This window comes from Micromonospora sp. C51 (assembly GCF_018070435.1).
In the GTDB taxonomy this organism is placed as follows: domain Bacteria; phylum Actinomycetota; class Actinomycetes; order Mycobacteriales; family Micromonosporaceae; genus Micromonospora; species Micromonospora sediminimaris.
Window position 1 is genome coordinate 20596 of sequence record NZ_JAGPXQ010000016.1, and the last position, 17234, is coordinate 37829.

The following is a 17234-nucleotide window of genomic DNA, read 5'->3' on the forward strand; positions in this document are numbered from 1 at the left end:
GCGGCCGTGCCGCGCTAGCGGAAAGAGTCCACCTGATCGATGGCAGTGATTGGGTTCCCGCGCATCTGCGATGCTAGGACAAGCGTTTTCTGCGCACAATCGATCCGTCGCCTTGCTCCGGAGCCGCTCCTTTGATCCACTCGCCGGGTGGCTGCACACATGACGCCCGAGGAGTTCCGCCGGGCCGGGTACGCGGTGGTCGACTGGATCGCCGACTACTGGGCGACCCTGCCGCAGCGCCCGGTGACCTCCCAGGACCCGCCCGGCACGGTGGCCGCCGGGCTGCCGGCCGGGCCACCGGCCCACGGTGAACCGGTCGAGGCGGTCCTCGCCGACCTGGACAAGCTGGTCGCACCCGGGCTCACCCACTGGCAGCATCCGGGCTTCTTCGGGTACTTCCCGGCCAACACCTCGGGTCCCAGCGTGCTCGGTGACCTGGTCAGCGCCGGGCTGGGCGTGCAGGGGATGCTCTGGGCCACCGGTCCGGCCTGCACCGAGTTGGAGACGGTGCTGCTCGACTGGCTGGCCGACCTGCTGGACCTGCCGGCCCGGTTCCGCTCCACCGGCAGCGGCGGCGGGGTCATCCAGGACTCGGCCTCCTCGGCCACCCTGGTGGCCACCCTGGTCGCGCTGCACCGGGCCGCCGGCGGGCGGTGGCGTCAGGCCGGCGTCGACCGCCGCTATCGGGTGTACGCCTCGACGGAGGCGCATTCGTCGGTGGAGAAAGCCGCCCGGATCGCCGGGCTGGGCGCCGACGGCGTACGCCTGATCGAGGTTGACCCGGCGACCCGGGCGATGTCGCCGGTGGCGCTGCGCGCCGCGATCGAGGCGGACCGGGCCGCCGGGGTGACGCCCGCCCTGGTGGTGGCGACCGTCGGCACCACCAGCACCACGGCGGTGGATCCGCTGCCGGCCATCGGCCCGATCTGCGCCGAGCACGGTGTCTTCCTGCACGTCGACGCCGCGTACGCGGGCGCGGCGGCGGTCTGCCCGGAGTTGCGGTTCGGCCACGCGGGTCTGGAGTACGCCGACTCGTACTGCTTCGACCCGCACAAGTGGCTGCTCACCGGCTTCGACTGCGACGCGTTCTGGGTCGCCGACGCGGGCGAGTTGGTCGAGGCACTGACCGTACTGCCGGAGTACCTGCGCAACGCCGCCACCGAGTCCGGCGCGGTGATCGACTACCGGGATTGGCAGGTGCCGCTGGGTCGGCGGTTCCGAGCCTTGAAGCTGTGGTTCGTGCTGCGCTGGTACGGCGTCGAGGGCCTGCGCGAGCACATCCGACGAGGGGTGGCGCTGGCCGCCGGGTTCGCCGACCGGGTCCGCGCCGACGACCGGTTCGAACTGGTCGCCGACCACCCGTACGCTCTGGTGTGTTTCCGGCTGCGCGGCCCGGACGGGCCGAACGAGCGGCTGCTGGCGGCGGTGAACGCCACCGGCAAGGTGTACCTGACCCACACCCGGGTCGCCGGTCGACACACGCTACGCCTGGCCGTCGGCGCCCCGCAGACCACGCAGACGCACGTCGACGAGGCCTGGGAGCTGATCTCCCACACGGCGGAGGCCCTCCCGACCTGACCCCCGCACGACCACCTCGTTGATCATGAGGTTGTTGTCGTCCCGTCCGGCGTGGCGCGACAACAACCTGATGGTCAACGGGGATCGGGGTGAGCGGGTGCGCCTGCGCCGACCGGCTCGGCGGTGGGGGGCGCCACGTCGGTGGCGTGGGTCGCGGCGAGGGCCCGCTCACGGCGGGTCCGCAGCAGCACCCGGACCGCCAGCGTCAGGGCCGTGATCCAGCCCGCGGCCAGCAGCAGGTAGACGAGCACCGGCAGGGGACCACCCAGGTCACCGGCGCGGATCAGGACGCGGGCGTTGGTCAGCACGATCACGCCACCGACGGCCGCGCCGAGCAGTTGGGCCGGCACGATGCGCACCAGCCAGGCCGCGATCGGTGCGGCGATCAGGCCACCGGCGAGCAGCGCGAGCACGATCGGCAGCAGGAAGCCCTCGGTGCCCAGACCGATCAGGAAGCCGAGGCTGGCGGCGGCGGCCACGACGAACTCGGAGGTGTCCACCGAGCCGATCACCTTGCGGGGCTCCATCCGGCCGCTGACCAGCAGGGCCGGGGTGGCCACCGGGCCCCAGCCACCGCCGCCGGTGGCGTCGACGAAGCCGGCGACGAGGCCGAGCGGGCCGAGGAAACGCCCGCGCAGCCGACCGGCGGCCGGGTTTCGGCGCAGCGGCCGGGAGAACCGGATGAGCAGGTACGCGCCGAGCGTGAACAGGATCGCGGCCATCCAGGGTGCGGCCGACTCGGTGGAGAGCGCGCTGAGGAAGGTGGCGCCGGCGAAGGCGCCGAGCGCGCCCGGCAGCGCGATGCGGCGCACCACAGGCCAGTCGACATTGCCGAACCGCCAGTGCGCCGTGCCTGCGGCGAGCGTGGTGCCGATCTCGGCCAGGTGCACCGAGGCGGACGCGGCGGCCGGTGCGACGCCGGCCAGGAGCAACAGCGTGGAGGAGGTCAGCCCGTACGCCATGCCGAGTGAACCATCGACCAGTTGCGCGGCGAGCCCCACCAACGCGATGACGAGCAGCTTGCGCACGACGCCTCCTGGCTATTCGATATCTCCTATCGGCTTGGTCGAGAATGCGGCATGGTCGGCCTCCGGTCAACCCTGGAATCAGTCAGTGAGACGACACGCCGACGCGTGGCGGCCGTCGGGCGGTGGCGCGGGTGGTCAGGTCCAGGCGCCGGGGTCGGCGACCAACTTGGTGACCGGCTCGGGCAGGGTGCCCCGCGCCACGTCGGCGACGGTGACCAGTTCGAGGATCTGCCGCTCGCTGGCCCGCAACGCGATCCAGACCTCCTGCAACGCCCGGGCGGCACCCTGGTATCCGAGATGCTCGGGGCGTTGGCCTCGAACGTGGGCCAACGGCCCGTCGATCACCCGGATCACGTCGGCGAGGCAGATCTCCTCCGCCGGCCGGGCCAGCCAGTAGCCACCCTCGGGCCCGCGTTGGGCCTGCACCACGCCGGCACGGCGCAGTTGCAGCAGGATGCTCTCCAGGAACTTCGGTGGGATCTGCTGGGCCCGCGCGATCTGATCGGCGGTGACCGGGCGACCACGTCCAGCCCCGGTCACCGAGGCCAGTTCGGCGACCGCTCGAAGGGCGTAGTCCACCCGGGCTGAGAGACGCATGTCGGAAAGGTTAACTGTCGGGTACCTGGACATTGCCCGGCGGCCCGACCAACGGCCGACCAAGGTCCGGCACGTCGTACGGTGGTCACCGTCGGTCGCTGACCGAGGACGCCGAACGGTGTCTCAGCCGCCGACCCGGCGCAGCAGGCCCTCCTGCACGGCGCTGGCGATCTGGCTGCCGGCCACGGTGAACATGCGGCCGGTGGCCAGCCCGCGCGCACCGGAGGCCGACGGGCTCCAGCAGTCGTAGAGGAACCACTCGTCGGCCCGGAACGGCCGGTGGAACCACAGGGCGTGGTCGAGGCTCGCACCCACCACGCCACCCGGCCCCCACACCTCGCCGTGCACCGAGAGCACCGAGTCGAGCAGGGTCAGGTCGGAGGCGTACGTCAGGGCGCAGGCGTGCAACAGCGGATCGTCGGGCAGCTTGCCGTCGATGCGCATCCACACCCGCTGGTGCGGGTCGGCCGGCCGGTCGCCCGGCCGGACCCAACCCGGCTCGCCGACGTAGCGCACGTCGATCGGGCGGGGAATCTGCCCCCAGATGCCCAGCCGCTCCGGGTAGCGGGAAAGCCGGTCGGTCATGGTCGGGACCGACTCCGGCCCGGGCACGTCCGGCGGCAGCGGGGCGTGGTGGTCCAGCCCCTCCTCCGGCCGCTGGAACGAGGCGGACATGAAGAAGATGGGCTTGCCGTGTTGGAGCGCGACCGAGCGGCGCACCGAGAACGAGCGGCCGTCCCGGATGTTCTCCACCTCGTACTCGATCGGCTCCACCGGGTCGCCGGCACGCACGAAGTAGCCGTGCAGCGAGTGGACCACCCGCTCCGGGTCGACGGTGCGGCCGGCGGCGACCAGGGCCTGGCCGGCGACCTGGCCGCCGTACACCCGCTGCGGACCGACCGGCGGGCTCATCCCGCGGAACGACATGGTGCCGGTCGGCGCGAGGTCCAGGACCTCCAACAGCTGGTCGACGGCGGCCTGACCGACGAGCGAGCCGTCGGTCACTGCAACGCCCGCGCGGTGGCGGCGTCGACAAGCGAACCAAGCTGGTGTACCCGCAGCGTGTTGGTCGAGCCGGGGCTGCCGGGCGGGCTGCCCGCCACGATCACCACGTAGTCGCCGGGGTTGCCCCGGTTCAGCCCGAGCAGTGCCTGGTCGACCTGGCGGAACATGTCGTCGGTGTGTTGCACGAACGGCATCAGGAAGGTCTCCACCCCCCAGGAGAGGGCGAGCTGCGCGCGCACCTCGGGCACCGGGGTGAAGGCCAGCAGCGGCAGGTCGCAGTGCAGCCGGCTGAGCCGACGCACGGTGTCACCGGTCTGCGAGAACGCGACGAGCGCCTTGGCGCCGATGGCCCGGGCGATCGAGGAGGCGGCCACGGTGAGCGCCCCGCCGTGCGTACGCGGGTCGTGCTGGAGGCGGGGCACCAGGATGGATCCGGCCTCGGTGGTACTCACGATCTTGGACATGGTGCTGACGGTGAGCACCGGATACTTGCCGACGCTGGTCTCACCGGAGAGCATCACGGCGTCGGCGCCGTCGAGCACCGCGTTGGCGACGTCGGAGGCCTCGGCGCGGGTGGGCCGGGAATTCTCGATCATGGAGTCGAGCATCTGGGTGGCCACGATGACCGGCTTGGCGTTCTCCCGGCACAACTGCACCGCGCGCTTCTGCACCAGCGGCACCTCGTCGAGCGGCAGTTCCACGCCGAGGTCGCCGCGGGCCACCATCACGCCGTCGAAGGCCAGCACGATCGCTTCGAGGTGATCGACCGCCTCCGGCTTCTCGACCTTGGCCAGCACCGGGCGGTGCACGCCGACCTCGCTCATGATCGCGTGGCACAGCTTGATGTCGTCGGCGGAGCGGACGAACGACAGGGCGATCAGGTCGACACCGAGGCCGAGCGCGAAGCGCAGGTCAGCGGCGTCCTTCTCCGACAGGGCGGGCACGCTGACCGCCACGTTGGGCAGCGAGACGCCCTTGTTGTTGCTGACCGGCCCACCCTCGGTGACCAGCACCCGGATGTCGTTGCCGGTGACGTCGGTGACCTCGACGGCGACCCGGCCGTCGTCGATCAGCAGCCGGTCACCGGGCTTGACCTCCTGGGGAAGCTTGCGGTACGTGCAGGAGACCCGCTCCTTGCTGCCCACGATGTCGTCGCCGGTGATCACCACGGAGTCACCGGTACGCCACTCGTGCGGCCCGTCGGCGAACCTGCCGAGTCGGATCTTGGGCCCCTGGAGGTCGGCCAGAATCGCCACCGGCTGGCCCGCCGCCTCAGCCGCCTCCCGGACGAGCCGGTAGACCGACTCGTGGTCGGCGTGGCTGCCGTGGCTGAAGTTGAGCCTCGCCACGTTCATGCCGGCTTCGACGAGCCCACGGATGCGCTCGGGCGACGAGGTGGCGGGGCCAAGAGTGCAGACGATCTTCGCGCGGCGTGTCACGCCCATCAGGCTAGTCTCTCCTCCGGGTCGGACCACCGGCCGACCCCTTGCGCAATGTGGAACAGTTGTCCAACGGCGCGCGGCTCACGCACGTAGCCGGCGAGCGTGCACCGCTCCGGACGTCGATGGCGGGCAACGGCGACCGCGCGCCGGAATGGTACGCCCCCGGCGCCAGGGCACGTCGGGGCGCTCCGGGGCGACAACTGTCCGCTACCATTCGGCCACCTGGAGTGAGCGCGGTCGGGTGGGCTCAGCTCTCCGTCTTGACCAGCGGAAACTCCAACGATCCGGCCGGGCAGAGGAAGGTCATCACGTCCACCCGGTAGAGGCCGGCCTGCACCGCCGGGTCGGCTTCCATCACACTGCGGACATCGTCGACCGAGCCGGTCCGCGCCAGCCCGAAGCCGAGCGGCGGGTCCGGATCCCGGGCCTGGCCGTCCACCGCGCCGGCGACGAGGATGATCCCCCGCTCCTGCATCGCCTGCATGTGCCGGGCATGCTCCGCCTGCAACCGCTGGACGGTCTCGGCCGGCAACGCCCGTCCGGCGACGCCGGGATACAGCACGATGCACTCGTACGTGTCGAGCGCGAAGTCGACCTGCGGCTCCCCTGACATGGCTTCCCTTTCGCACGGCCCGCCGACGCCGGGCGGTGCACGCGGCGGTACCGTCCAGCCTCCCACGGACGGTCCGGCCGCACCGGCGCTCCGCCGATCCTCCCGAGGGCTCCCGCTCCCCCCGGTGCCCGTCGCCGGGTCCGCCCGCGCGCCGGGTGACCGGCGGGCGGGCGGTCGCTACCGTGTGGTCGATGTCGTGCGGGGACGGTGGGGAGGGTGCATCGGTGCGGGAGGGTGAGCCGGCGGCGCAGCCGCTGCCGTACGCGGAGGTCACCGACGAGGGGTACGGCAGCCGGGTCGCGGAGACGTTCTCGGTGCGCCGGTACGGTCCGGCGGTGTTGCTCAGCGGTGACTGCCCCCGCTGCCAGCACCCGATCACCTGCCCGATCGTCGGCGAGGTGTATCGGCGGGAGGCGCCGCCGACGTCCGTCGATCCTGGCTACCGGACGCTGCTGTGCAGCTGCGCAGCCGACCACCCGGCCCGCCCGGACGGGCTGGCCGGTTGCGGCGCGTACTGGACGGTGACGCTGGAGGTCGAGTCGTGATCCGAGTGCGGCCGGGTCCGGCGGCGACCCTCACCGACCTGCGCCGGGCGCAGGAGCTGGCCGCGTTGCTGCGCGGTGAACTGGACCGGGTCCGGGCCGCCGCGCTGGCCTGGCGCAACGGGCTGGGCGGCCTGCTCGTCGCGCTGGTCGGCTTCAGCCTGATCCGGGGTCGCTCCGACGTCAGCACTCTCGCCCCGGGCTGGGGCGCGCTGGTCGGCGTACTGCTGCTGGCCGCGATCATCGCCGGGGTCGCCGGGGCGTTGGCGTTGCTGCGGGCCGCGCACGGGCCACTGTCGGTGACGCCGGTCGCCGAGGTGCCTCCGGCTCCGCTCGGAGAGCACCGGGAGGCCCTCGTCGCGGCCCGGGCACTGCGCCTCGGGGTGCTGCTGGTGCTGCTCTGCACCGCGTTGCTGGTCGCCGCCGTGGGAGTCACCTGGTACGCGCCCGGCCAACCCTGACCAGCGCCGCCCCCGTACCGGACCGGGGCTCGGCGCACGGCCGGGCGTCATGGGCCGGGTTCGCTGCGGGTCGCGCCGGTGATCAGCGCCCGGCGGGACGCTCCCGGTCAGGGGCCGATATGGGCGTAGCCGGCCCAGAGTTCCGGCAGGTCGGGCAGGGCGGCACGCACCTGCCGGACGGCGTGGTGCAGGGCGGACGCGGCCCGCTCCGGGTCGAGCCCGCCGGGCACCGCCAGCGCCGCGTACAGGTCCTCGCACAGCTGCACGGTCAACGCGTCGGAGATGGCCCAGAGCGCGCCGATGACGTGTCGGAAACCCGCCAACTGGAACGCGGTGCCCAGGGTCAGCGCCTCGTCGGGCAGGGCCGCGCCGCCGCGTACCGTGTCGCAGGCGGACAGCACCGCGAGCGCGGCCGTGGTGCCCGCCGGCCGCCACAGATCCCGGACGTGCAACGGGCCGCCGGCCAACGCGAGCCGCCCCCGGGCCGGTGCGGCGAGATCCTGCGTGCCGTGACAGCACAGGTGGACCACCGACGTTCCCGGCAGTGCGCCGAGCACCGCCGACGGGGTGGCCGCCGGCCCGGTCAGCGACGTCACGCCGGTCACGTACCGGCGCACCACGGCCTCCTCCCCCGCCGCGCCGGGCAGGTCCGCCAACCCCGGCGTCCGCGGCATCCCGACCACCAGGGCCGAGCTGACCGGCAGGGCCCTGCCCGCCGGCCCCCGCCGGGCCCGGATGAGCGCCCGCAACGAGGCCGTGTACGACGGGACGACCCGGTCGAGAACGCCGGTCCCCCCACCCAGCGGGGCGGCGGCGTGCAACGGCAGCAGGGTGAGCACTCCCGTGGGGCACCACCACAGGCGGGCCGGGACGACGCCGGGGTCCGGTGGCCCGGCGGGCGAGCCCAGCGCGTCGAGCACCGGAGCGGCGACCACCCGCCACAACCAGTCCAGGGTCTCCGGGATCCGCCGTCGGAACGCCTCCCGGCGACGCTGCGCCTCCGGTCCCGGGTCACCACCGGACGCGGTGACCTCGGCCAGCCCGGTCAGGAAGTACGCGGCCCGCAGGTGCAGTTCGCCGAGAGTCAGCTCGGGCAGCGGCACCACCGTCACCCGCCCCTCGTTGACCACCAGCGCGTCGCAGCGCCGGGCGGCGACGTTTACCAGCACCACCGGGCCGTTGCCGGCCGCCTGGACCAGGTCGGCGAAGGGGGGTGGGCGCAGGAAGCCGTCGAAGCCGGGCAGCCGTCGGATCTGCGCCAGCACCTCGCGTCGCTGGCGGGCCAGCTCGTGCCGGCGTTCCGAGCCCACCTGGTCGGCGTGCGTCCCGGCGACCATCGGGGCCGTCAGCCCGGCGATCGACGACGGGCCGGGCCGGGGATCGAGGCGGTCGAGGGCGGCCTGTGTGTCGGCCAACCGCTCGGCCAACCGGGGTTCCCGCGCACGCAGCGCGGCCAGGTCGGCACCGGCGTCGTGGGCCCGGGTGAGCAGCACCCCCCGGCCGTACTCCAGCAGCTCCACCGCGCGCTCCGGCCGGTCGAGCGCGAGCGCCACCGCCGCGGCGTCGCCGGCCAGGCCCGGGAACTGCCCGAGCAGCCGACCCTGATCGTCGAGGTCCATGCCGTGCCAGGCCACCAGGTCGAGCAGCTCGATCGCCGTGGTGTAGCCCTCCAACGCCGCCGGCAGGTCGCCGGCCTCGGCGGCGAGACCGGCGTACGTCCGGGCGGCGCCGGCCCGCAACAGCGAGGGCGCCGCCTCGGTCGCGGCGGACTCACGTAACGCGGTGATCGCCTCGGAGAGGTCGACCGGCGGCAGGTCGCCGGAGACGGCCGGAGCGATGCCGGTCGGCGCGGCGGGCGGCACCGTGCTGCCCGGGCCGCCGGTGGCCGGGTCCGGCGCGGCGGCATCCCCAACCGGAGACGAGGCGTCCCCGGGAGCGTGCGCGATCTCGGGCTCCGACGCGGCGGCACCCGGCGGGGACGGGGCGTCCCCGCTGGCGTGCGCGATCGTCTCGATGGCGGCGGCCAGGTTGTTCAGGCACATCGTCCGCTCTGGATGGTCGACGGGCAGGGCCGCGACCGCCGCCCGGTACACGGTCAGCATCTCGTGGGCGTCGCGGCCGGCCCGGCCGGCCCGGAACCTGATCAGCAACGCGTTACCGAGGTTGGTCAGCAGCTGGTGCCGTTCCGGGGCCGACGCGGGGCTCGCCTGGTCGATCTGGCGCAGCAGCGTGACCGCCTCGTCGAGCGCGGCGGGATCCTCGGAGAGTTGGTGCCGCAGCAGGTGACTGAGGGCGAGCGTGCCGGCGATCCGTACGCGGTCGACGGGCTCGGCCTCCCGCTGCGCCAGCTCCGCCGCCTCCCGCAGCAGCGCGACCGCCTGTTCGGCGTCGGTCAGCGCGGCGGCCCGGGCCTGCTCCGGCGCGGTGCGGCCATCGGCCGGCAGCGCGGCGTTGACGACCAGTTCGGTGCGCCGGTTCAACGCCGAGCCCAGGTTGAGCAGGCCGAGCATCCGGTCCGGGTGCCCGGGTGGGGCAGCCGCCACCGACCGCCGCAGCACGTCGATCGCCTCGGTGAGGATGCCCAGGTCCTGGGTGCGGCCGAAGAGTTCCTGGAGGACCAGACCCAGATTCGACAGGCGGAGCGGCAGTTTCGCGGAACTCGCGGTGGCGGCGACCGCCTCCCGCAGCCGCGCCACGGCCGGTTCCAGCAGGTCGGGTTCTCCCGCCAGGTTGGTCAGCTCACGCAGGGTGGTGCCCAGGTTGTTGAGCAGGTCGGGCCGATCCGGATGATCCGCCGGCAGCAGCCGCTCCCCCTCGGTGAGCACGTCGCGGGCCTCCCGCAGGGTCGCCAACCCGGCCAGGTCGGCGTACCAGCGGCCCAGCGCGTGACCGAGGTCGCCGAGCCGTTGGGCCCGCTCCGCCGGGTCGCTCGTCCCGTCGGCCGCCGCCCGCAGCAGTCGCTCCGCCTCGTGGAGATCCTCAGCCCGGCGGTGCCGCGCGTAGCGCGCCTCCCGCAGCTTGCCCTCGGCCTGCCACAGCCCGCCAATGTCCAGCCCGTCGAGCCGAGGTCCGGCCGCCGCCGTCCGATACGCCTCGATCGCCGCGTCCAGGTCGGCCGAGGTCTGTCGCCGCTGGTGACGCTCACCGACCAGCCCGGCCAGGGTGGCCCGGGCCAGACCTTCCCGTTGCTCGCCGAGCCCGGCCGCCAGCGCGGCACGGTTGGCGGCGATCGCCGTGTCCAGGTCGCCGTCGGTGCCGCTGACCACGAACCGCCTACTGGCCAGCGTGGCGTACGTGAAGACCACCAGCGGATCAGCCCGGGCCGACACCGCCTGCGCCAGCGCGTCGACCGCCCGGTCGAGGTCGGCCGGCTCACCGCGTCGCTGCCAGCGTTCACGCAGCCGTTCGCCGAGGTTGACGCGGGCGATCATCCAGACCGGCGAGTCGGCGGACGCGGCCCGGGCCGCGTCGCCGAGCAGTCGGATCGACTCGTCCAGCGCCGCCACGTCACCTGCCTGCTCGAACCGGTCGCCGAGAACGTTGCCGAGGTTGAACAGCCGAGTGGGGCGCTCCGGGTCACCGGCCGAAGTCGACTCCAGACTCTCCCGGTGCGCGTCGATCGCCGCCGGAAGCGACCGCTGCCGACCCAGGTGCAGGTACTGATCGCGGTGCACCCGTCCGAGGGCGGAAAGATAGTGCAGGCGCTCGGGTACGCCCGACGGTGTGCCGGCCAGCGCCCGTTCCAGCAGGGCTTGCGCCTGACCAGCCACCCGGTAGTCCCCGGAACGTTCGGCCCCGCCCATCAGCGCGACCGCCTGGCGGAACAGTTCGGCCGGCGCGTCGCCGCCGGATCGGCCGGGCGCGGAGCGGGCCGCCGGGATCCGGCCACCGGTCTGGGCGGAACCAGCGCTGGTGGGCGCGTGGGCGTGGAGCAGGGCCAGCAACGACGGCGGTACCCGCTGCGGTGCCAGGTACAGCAACATCTGGGTCAACCCGACCGCCTGCACGAGATCGGCGGCGTTCTGCCCGGCCGGCAGACTCTGGTACCGGTACCAGTGCAGGCAGGCCAGCAGGAACAGGGCCTCAGCCTCGTGCTCGGCGAGTGAATCGCGCCCGGCCACCCCGTCGAGCAGTTCGTACACCGGTCGGGCCTCCTGGAGGGCTGCGGGTTCCAGCACCCACCGGGGCTCCATGGTGGTGCCGAAGTCGTCGAGCCGCTTCCGCAGCCGCCGCACCGGGTCGGACCTGAATCGCTGCCACATGCCAGCCCTCCCGTCGCAGGCACCGTCCGCCCAGGGGTAGCAGCTGCGGTGAACGGCCGCTGTCCCAAAGCCGACCGGGTAACTTGGGGCTCCGACAGGCAACGATCGGAAAGGTGAGCCCATGGCGCTCGAAGCCGGCACCCGGCCTGCGAAGGAGTCCGGCAGCTACCGCATCGGGGGTGATCTTCGCATCGACCGGCTCGGCTACGGCGCGATGCAGATCACCGGCCCCGGGGTCTGGGGTGACCCGAAGGACCCGGCCGAGGCGGTCCGGGTGCTGCGTCGCGCGTACGAGCTGGGGGTGACGTTCATCGACACCGCCGACTCGTACGGTCCGTTCGTCTCCGAACTGCTGATCCGCGAGGCGCTGCACCCGTACGCCGACGACCTGCTCATCGCGACGAAGGCCGGGCTGACCCGCAGCGGCCCGGGTGACTGGCGGCCGGTGGGCCGGCCGGAGTACCTGCGTCAGCAGTGCGAGCTGAGCCTGCGCCATCTCGGGCTGGAAACCATCGGCCTCTACCAGCTGCACCGCATCGATCCGGCGGTGCCGCTGGCCGACCAGCTCGGTGAGCTGGCACTCTTGCGGGAAGAGGGCAAGATCCGGCACATCGGGCTCTCCGAGGTGACAGTCGACCAGATCGAGGCGGCCCGCCGCATCGTGCCGATCGTGTCCGTGCAGAACCTGTACAACCTGGCCAACCGCGACGCGGAGGACGTGCTCGACCACTGCGAACGGCACGATCTCGCGTTCATCCCGTGGTTCCCGATCGCGACCGGTGACCTGGCCCGGCCGGGCGGCCCGCTGGACGCCGTCGCCGCCGAGCACGACGCGACGCCCGCGCAACTGGCCCTCGCCTGGCTGCTGCGCCGGTCGCCGGTCATGCTGCCGATTCCCGGTACGTCGTCGGTGGCGCACCTGGAGGAGAACGTGGCCGCGGCCCAGGTGAAGCTGACCGACGCCGAGTACGAAAGGCTCTCCGCCGCCACCGCCTGACACCCCCACGCGATACTTCACCTCCCGCCCACGCCGCGTCGCCCCCGCGCCATGCCCTGCGCGCCGCGCCGAGGCCCGCCCCGCGCCATGCCCCGCCCCGCGCCGTGCCTCCCGCGCCGCGCCCCGCGCCGCGCCGTGCGCCGTGCCCCGCGCGCCGTGCCCCGCGCGCCGTGCGCCGTGCCCCGCGCGCCGTGCCCCGCGCGCCGTGCCCCGCGCGCCGTGCCCCGCGCGCCGTGCCCCGTGCGTGCCGTGCGCCGTGCCCCGCGCGCCGTGCGTGCCGTGCGCCGTGCGTGCCGTGCGCCTGCAACTTCGGGGAAACTGCAGCCTCCGCCCGCCTGGACCCGACAACTTCGGGGAAGCTGCAGCCTCCGCCCGCCTGGACCCGACAACTTCGGGGAAGCTGCTGCCTGCGCGGCCCGCCTGGCACCGAGGGTGTTGTCTGGGTCGGGCTTTGTCAACGGGCAGGTGGGCTGGCGGTGGGCTGCGGCCCGGCGACTCCGTGGAGCCGCCGGGCCGGGTGGGTCACAGGGCGAGGCAGTTGGGTTTGATCGCGGTGTCGCGGAGAACCTGCCGGATGACGGTGTAGGTGGTGCCGTCGAGCACCAGGCCGAGGTGGCCGACCACGCGCAACGGACACCAGGACTGGATCAGTACGTTTGTCGCGCCGTCGGCCAGCTTCGCGTTGTCGACCGGTCGGACCAGTTCGTCCTGCCAGGTCCGCACCGCGGTCCAGCGCACCGGGGCCGGGGTGTCGTCGCCCGCGTTGAGGGCGGTGAGGAACGACGACCCGATGGTCATCTGCTGACAGGCGACCACGCCGGCGCAGCTGCCCAGACCGAGGAACGACACGATGTTGGCCACGTACGTGCCGTACTGCGGGGTGCCCAGGCTGACGTAGCGCTCGACGGAATCGCCGCCACCGAGGTTCTTGATGTAGTAGCGGCTGACGAGGCCGCCTTCGGAGTGTGCGACCAGGTCGACCTTGGCACCTCCGGCGGTGGCGCGGACCTGCCCGACGTACCCGCGCAGCCCGGCGGCGGACGCGGTGATGTCGCCGAGTCCGAGGTTGGGCAGCTGGTAGATCCAGACCCGGTAGCCGTCGGCGCGCAGCCGGGCGGCGAGTGGCTCGTAGACGGCGGTGATACCGCTGAGCCCACCCACCACGATGACCGGATTGGCGCCGGCCAGCGCCCGCAGGTCGTCGGCTGCGGCCTCGCCGGTGGTCGTGACGTGGGCAGACCCGGCCCTGCGGGCGGACCCGGCCTCGCGGGCAGGCGCGGCGGCGGTACCGGGCGCAGGGAGCACACCGGCCGCTGCGGTCGCACCACTCGTGGTAGGGATGCCGGTGCCGGTGCCGGTGCCGGTGCCGGTGCCGGTGGTGCCGGTGCCGGTGGTGCCGGTGGTGCCGACGCCCGTGAAGGCAGTGCCAGTGGTGGCGGTGGTGCCGGTGGCGGCGACGGGAGTGGGCGCTGCCCTGTCGGGCGGAGCGGCGGTGGCGGCGGGAGCCGTGAGGACGGCGGCGACCGTGAGCGTCAGGACGGGGACAGCCTTTCGGAGCAGCATCGCTGCACCTCCCAAGGGGATCCCGGGGTTACCGGGTGGAGGCGGTGGGATGTCCGATCGACCGTGCACTGATGATGCGGGTAACGATCCAGAAACGTCAATGAAAAGTTACGCGCGGGTAGCGATTGGCCCACCGGGCGTTCCGTGAGCGGAGCCGGCAGAGCCGTCCACGTACGACGAACGCCGCACGCACCGGATGGGTGCGTGCGGCGTCGAGTTCGACGTTGTTCAGCTGGCTGGCGTCGTCTCCGGCTCCGACTCCGGCTCGGGACGGGCCTGACCCTGCTTCACGTACGTCGGGTGCAGCTGCACCGGCTGACGCTCCTGCTGGCGGCGCTGCCGCGCCCGGACCCGCAGGTTGAGGAACTCCACGAAGATCGAGAAGGCGATCGGGCCGTACACGTAGCCCTTCGGGATGTGCTGGTCGAAGCTCTCCGCGATGAGGCTCGCCCCGATGAGCAGCAGGAACGACAGGGCCAGCATCTTGACCGTCGGGTGCTGGTTGACGAACCTGCTGACCGCACCGGCCGAGACCAGCATGATGATCATGGCGATGATCACGGCGGCGACCATGATGGCGAGTTCGTCGACCATGCCGACCGCGGTGATCACCGAGTCGAGCGAGAAGACCACGTCCAGCACCAGGATCTGCGCGATGACCGCGCCGAACGAGACCACCTTGCGGCCCTCGCGCTCGTGGTCGGAGCCCTCCAGATGCTCGTGGATCTCGTACGTCGCCTTGCCCACCAGGAATATCCCGCCGAGCAGCAGGATCAGATCGCGCCCGGATATCTCCTGTCCGAGCACGGTGAACAGCGGCGCGGTCAGACCGATGATCCAGGACAACGACGCCAGCAACAGCAGTCGGGTGATCAGGGCGAGCGAGATGCCGATCGTCCGCGCCCGGGCCTGCTGGTGCTCGGGCAACCGCCCGGACAGGATCGAGATGAACACGACGTTGTCGATGCCCAGCACGATCTCCAGCAGGAGCAGGGTCGCGAACGCGATCCACAGCTCGGGACTGGTCAGGAACTCCATGCCATCCTCGACTCTCACGACCGGCCGCCGGGTCGGCACCCGGACCATCGGCTGATCTGCATCATGATGACCTACCGGGCCGCCAACCGCTTCGCAACCCCGCCCGCCTCACAGCGCCCCCGGCCAGCATGGGACCGGTCGCACGACTTGCGGCATGTTGGCCCCTCCCGCAGACGGGAACCCGCGACATACCGCAACCCGCGACAGGCTTCACGGCAGGTGCCGGCCGCGATGCCGCCACAGGCTCCCGGCCACCACTCAACGCCCGAGCCCACCACCGGACCACCGGCACCCACCCGGGCCCACCACCGGACCACCGGCACCCACCCGGGCCCAGCACCGGACCACCGGCACCCACCCGGGCCCAGCACCGGACCACCGGCACCGTTTGCGGCATCATGGTCCTTCACGGGAGCCGGGAAGCCGCGACATGCCGCATCCCGCGACAGCATCCCCGCCAGCCCTCCGGCCGCCGCGCGCCACGAGACCGCGCCGGCCGGTCTCGAACCCGCGCCGCCACGGCGCCCCAGCCGGTCTCGGTCGCGCGCCACGGCGGCGGTGCCGGCAGCCCCTTCGGGCGGCCGAGCCCGGGCCCTCCGCCACGGACGGATCGATGGCATGCTGTGGCCGTGCCCGGCACCTCACCCCCCGACGAACGACTGCGGGTCATGCCGTGGTGGCTGGTACTCATCGGGCTGCTGCTGGCCGCCCTGCTCGGCTGGTGGGTGCTGTACTGGCTGCTCGGCGAGGCCGACCGCGCCGCCGCGCCGGACACCCGGGCCACGCTGCGCATCGACGCCATTCGCACCGGGTTGACAGTGGTCGCCGGCACCGGCGGCGGGTTGGCGCTGCTGCTCGCCGCCCGGCGACAGTGGATCAGCGAGCGGGCGCAGCGACACCAGGAGGTCGTCGCCGCCGCCGACCAGTCGCACCGTGACCGGGTGCAGGCGCACGTCGAGGCGGTTGCCGAGGCCGGGCAGCGACACCAGGAACACCAGGCCGAGACCGCCGCGCACGACGCCGCCGAACGCCGGCTGACCGAGCTGTACACCCGGGCCGTCGAACTGCTCGGCAACGACAACGCGGCCGTACGCCTCGGCGGCCTGCACGCCCTGGAACGGCTCGCTCAGGACAACCCGGCGCAGCGTACGACGATCGTGGGGGTGCTCTGCGCGTACCTGCGGATGCCGTCGCCGGACGACGCGCGAGAGACGGAGGTACGCCGCAGCGCGCAGCGGATGCTGACCCGGCACCTGCGCGCGGACGGTGACGTCTTCTGGCCCGGCATGCGCCTGGACCTCACCGGTGCGCGGCTGGACGACTTCGACGCCACCGGCTGTTCCCTCGACGACGCCGACCTCACCGGTGCCACCTGCACCGGCACCACCCGGTTCACCGGTGCGACGCTGACCGGGCGGCTGGCCCTCGGGGCGAGCTTCGACGCGCTGGTGCTCGACGGTGTCGGCGGCGACGCCACGATCGTTTTGGACGACGCCCGGGTGACCGGTGAGTTCAGCGCGGACGGTGCCGAGATCGGCGGCCAGCTGTCCTGCCAGCGGGCCACCATCGGCGAGACGTCCTGGCGGAGCACCACATTCCGCCGGACGGTCACCTTCGATCACACCAGCTTCGGCGGCAGCGCCAGCTTCCGCGACGCCGCGTTCCAGGGCGGCCTGTCCCTGGAGCACACCACGTTCGGCGGGGACGCCAGCTTCCGACGGGCCCACTTCGCCGACCTGGCCCTGTTCCGCTGGGCCACGTTCGCGGGCGAAGTCTCGTTCGCCGACGCCCGCTTCGCCGGGGCAGCGACCTTCGGCCGCGCCCGCTTCCACGGCCCGGTCACCTTCGAGGGCGTCACCACGGCCCACCGCCCCCTGTTCGACCAGGCCCGCGCCACCACGTCGGCGACCCATACCTGGCCCGAGGGCACCCAGGTCGAACCCCTCGACGCCGACTGGCTCCTGCTCACCGACCCGTAGCCCCGCCACCTGTCAGACCGACGCCGGCACGAATTGCGGCATGTCGCACTATCACGCGCTCCGGAAAGGCCGACATGCCGCATCCCGCGAGCCCCAGCAGGAACGGACACGCCGCGCCCCCTCAGGTTT

13 protein-coding genes are annotated in these 17234 nt (G+C 73.1%); 5 read left to right on the forward strand and 8 right to left on the reverse strand.

The genetic code is table 11. The features are described 5' to 3' along the window. Positions 1–147 precede the first annotated feature (147 nt). Positions 148–1578 (forward strand): pyridoxal-dependent decarboxylase, encoded by a 1431-nt coding sequence (locus KBX50_RS17645; RefSeq protein WP_307870994.1) that lies wholly within the window; start codon positions 148–150, stop codon positions 1576–1578. Between the two features lie 74 nt (positions 1579–1652). Here the strand turns inward: KBX50_RS17645 and KBX50_RS17650 are convergent, their stop codons facing one another. The 5 genes from KBX50_RS17650 to KBX50_RS17670 all read right to left on the reverse strand — a co-directional run bounded on the left by KBX50_RS17650 (position 1653) and on the right by KBX50_RS17670 (position 6263). Further along, positions 1653–2606, reverse strand: coding sequence for a sulfite exporter TauE/SafE family protein (locus tag KBX50_RS17650; protein ID WP_210938130.1), 954 nt, complete (start codon positions 2604–2606; stop codon positions 1653–1655). Between the two features lie 135 nt (positions 2607–2741). Next, the gene (locus KBX50_RS17655) at positions 2742–3203 is read right to left on the reverse strand and encodes an Rrf2 family transcriptional regulator (protein ID WP_093401500.1); all 462 of its coding nucleotides are present in this window, start codon (positions 3201–3203) and stop codon (positions 2742–2744) included. Positions 3204–3326: 123 nt separating this feature from the next. Continuing rightward, a complete protein-coding gene (locus KBX50_RS17660; RefSeq protein WP_093401501.1) occupies positions 3327–4208 on the reverse strand; it encodes an acyl-CoA thioesterase II in 882 nt (293 codons plus the stop codon). Then, entirely contained in the window at positions 4205–5653 is a 1449-nt protein-coding gene (pyk, locus tag KBX50_RS17665) for a pyruvate kinase (RefSeq protein ID WP_210938132.1), read from the reverse strand. The genes KBX50_RS17660 and pyk overlap by 4 nt, the downstream gene beginning before the upstream one ends. A 244-nt stretch (positions 5654–5897) precedes the next feature. Next, positions 5898–6263, reverse strand: coding sequence for a YciI family protein (locus KBX50_RS17670; protein WP_210938134.1), 366 nt, complete (start codon positions 6261–6263; stop codon positions 5898–5900). Positions 6264–6454: 191 nt separating this feature from the next. Between KBX50_RS17670 and KBX50_RS17675 the strand changes: the two genes are divergently transcribed. Then, positions 6455–6808, forward strand: coding sequence for a hypothetical protein (locus KBX50_RS17675; RefSeq protein ID WP_210938136.1), 354 nt, complete (start codon positions 6455–6457; stop codon positions 6806–6808). Beyond that, positions 6805–7266, forward strand: coding sequence for a hypothetical protein (locus tag KBX50_RS17680; protein ID WP_093401505.1), 462 nt, complete (start codon positions 6805–6807; stop codon positions 7264–7266). The genes KBX50_RS17675 and KBX50_RS17680 overlap by 4 nt, the downstream gene beginning before the upstream one ends. A 107-nt stretch (positions 7267–7373) precedes the next feature. Here the strand turns inward: KBX50_RS17680 and KBX50_RS17685 are convergent, their stop codons facing one another. Then, on the reverse strand, positions 7374–11528 hold the full coding sequence (locus KBX50_RS17685) for a CHAT domain-containing protein (RefSeq protein ID WP_210938138.1): 4155 nt from the start codon (positions 11526–11528) through the stop codon (positions 7374–7376). A 121-nt stretch (positions 11529–11649) separates the two neighbouring features. Here KBX50_RS17685 and KBX50_RS17690 point away from each other — a divergent pair, with 121 nt between their 5' ends. Next, on the forward strand, positions 11650–12525 hold the full coding sequence (locus KBX50_RS17690; RefSeq protein WP_210938140.1) for an aldo/keto reductase: 876 nt from the start codon (positions 11650–11652) through the stop codon (positions 12523–12525). A 522-nt stretch (positions 12526–13047) separates the two neighbouring features. Here the strand turns inward: KBX50_RS17690 and KBX50_RS17695 are convergent. Both KBX50_RS17695 and KBX50_RS17700 read right to left on the reverse strand, forming a co-directional pair. Continuing rightward, a complete protein-coding gene (locus tag KBX50_RS17695; RefSeq protein WP_210938243.1) occupies positions 13048–13866 on the reverse strand; it encodes an alpha/beta fold hydrolase in 819 nt (272 codons plus the stop codon). 450 nt (positions 13867–14316) lie between these two features. Then, positions 14317–15144 carry a TerC family protein gene (locus KBX50_RS17700; RefSeq protein ID WP_307870995.1) on the reverse strand — a complete coding sequence of 276 codons (828 nt, stop codon included), beginning with the start codon at positions 15142–15144 and terminating at the stop codon, positions 14317–14319. A gap of 611 nt (positions 15145–15755) precedes the next feature. Here KBX50_RS17700 and KBX50_RS33625 point away from each other — a divergent pair. Continuing rightward, a complete protein-coding gene (locus KBX50_RS33625) occupies positions 15756–17105 on the forward strand; it encodes a pentapeptide repeat-containing protein (RefSeq protein WP_210938142.1) in 1350 nt (449 codons plus the stop codon). Positions 17106–17234: the final 129 nt, after the last annotated feature.

Excerpts from the sequence above, each read along its gene's own strand:
- KBX50_RS17655 (WP_093401500.1), bottom strand. The coding sequence starts at position 3,203 with ATGCGTCTCTCAGCCCGGGTGGACTACGCCCTTCGAGCGGTCGCCGAA.
- pyk (WP_210938132.1), bottom strand. The coding sequence starts at position 5,653 with ATGGGCGTGACACGCCGCGCGAAGATCGTCTGCACTCTTGGCCCCGCC.
- KBX50_RS17670 (WP_210938134.1), bottom strand. The coding sequence starts at position 6,263 with ATGTCAGGGGAGCCGCAGGTCGACTTCGCGCTCGACACGTACGAGTGC.
- KBX50_RS17675 (WP_210938136.1), top strand. The coding sequence starts at position 6,455 with ATGTCGTGCGGGGACGGTGGGGAGGGTGCATCGGTGCGGGAGGGTGAG.
- KBX50_RS17685 (WP_210938138.1), bottom strand. The coding sequence starts at position 11,528 with ATGTGGCAGCGATTCAGGTCCGACCCGGTGCGGCGGCTGCGGAAGCGG.
- KBX50_RS17690 (WP_210938140.1), top strand. The coding sequence starts at position 11,650 with ATGGCGCTCGAAGCCGGCACCCGGCCTGCGAAGGAGTCCGGCAGCTAC.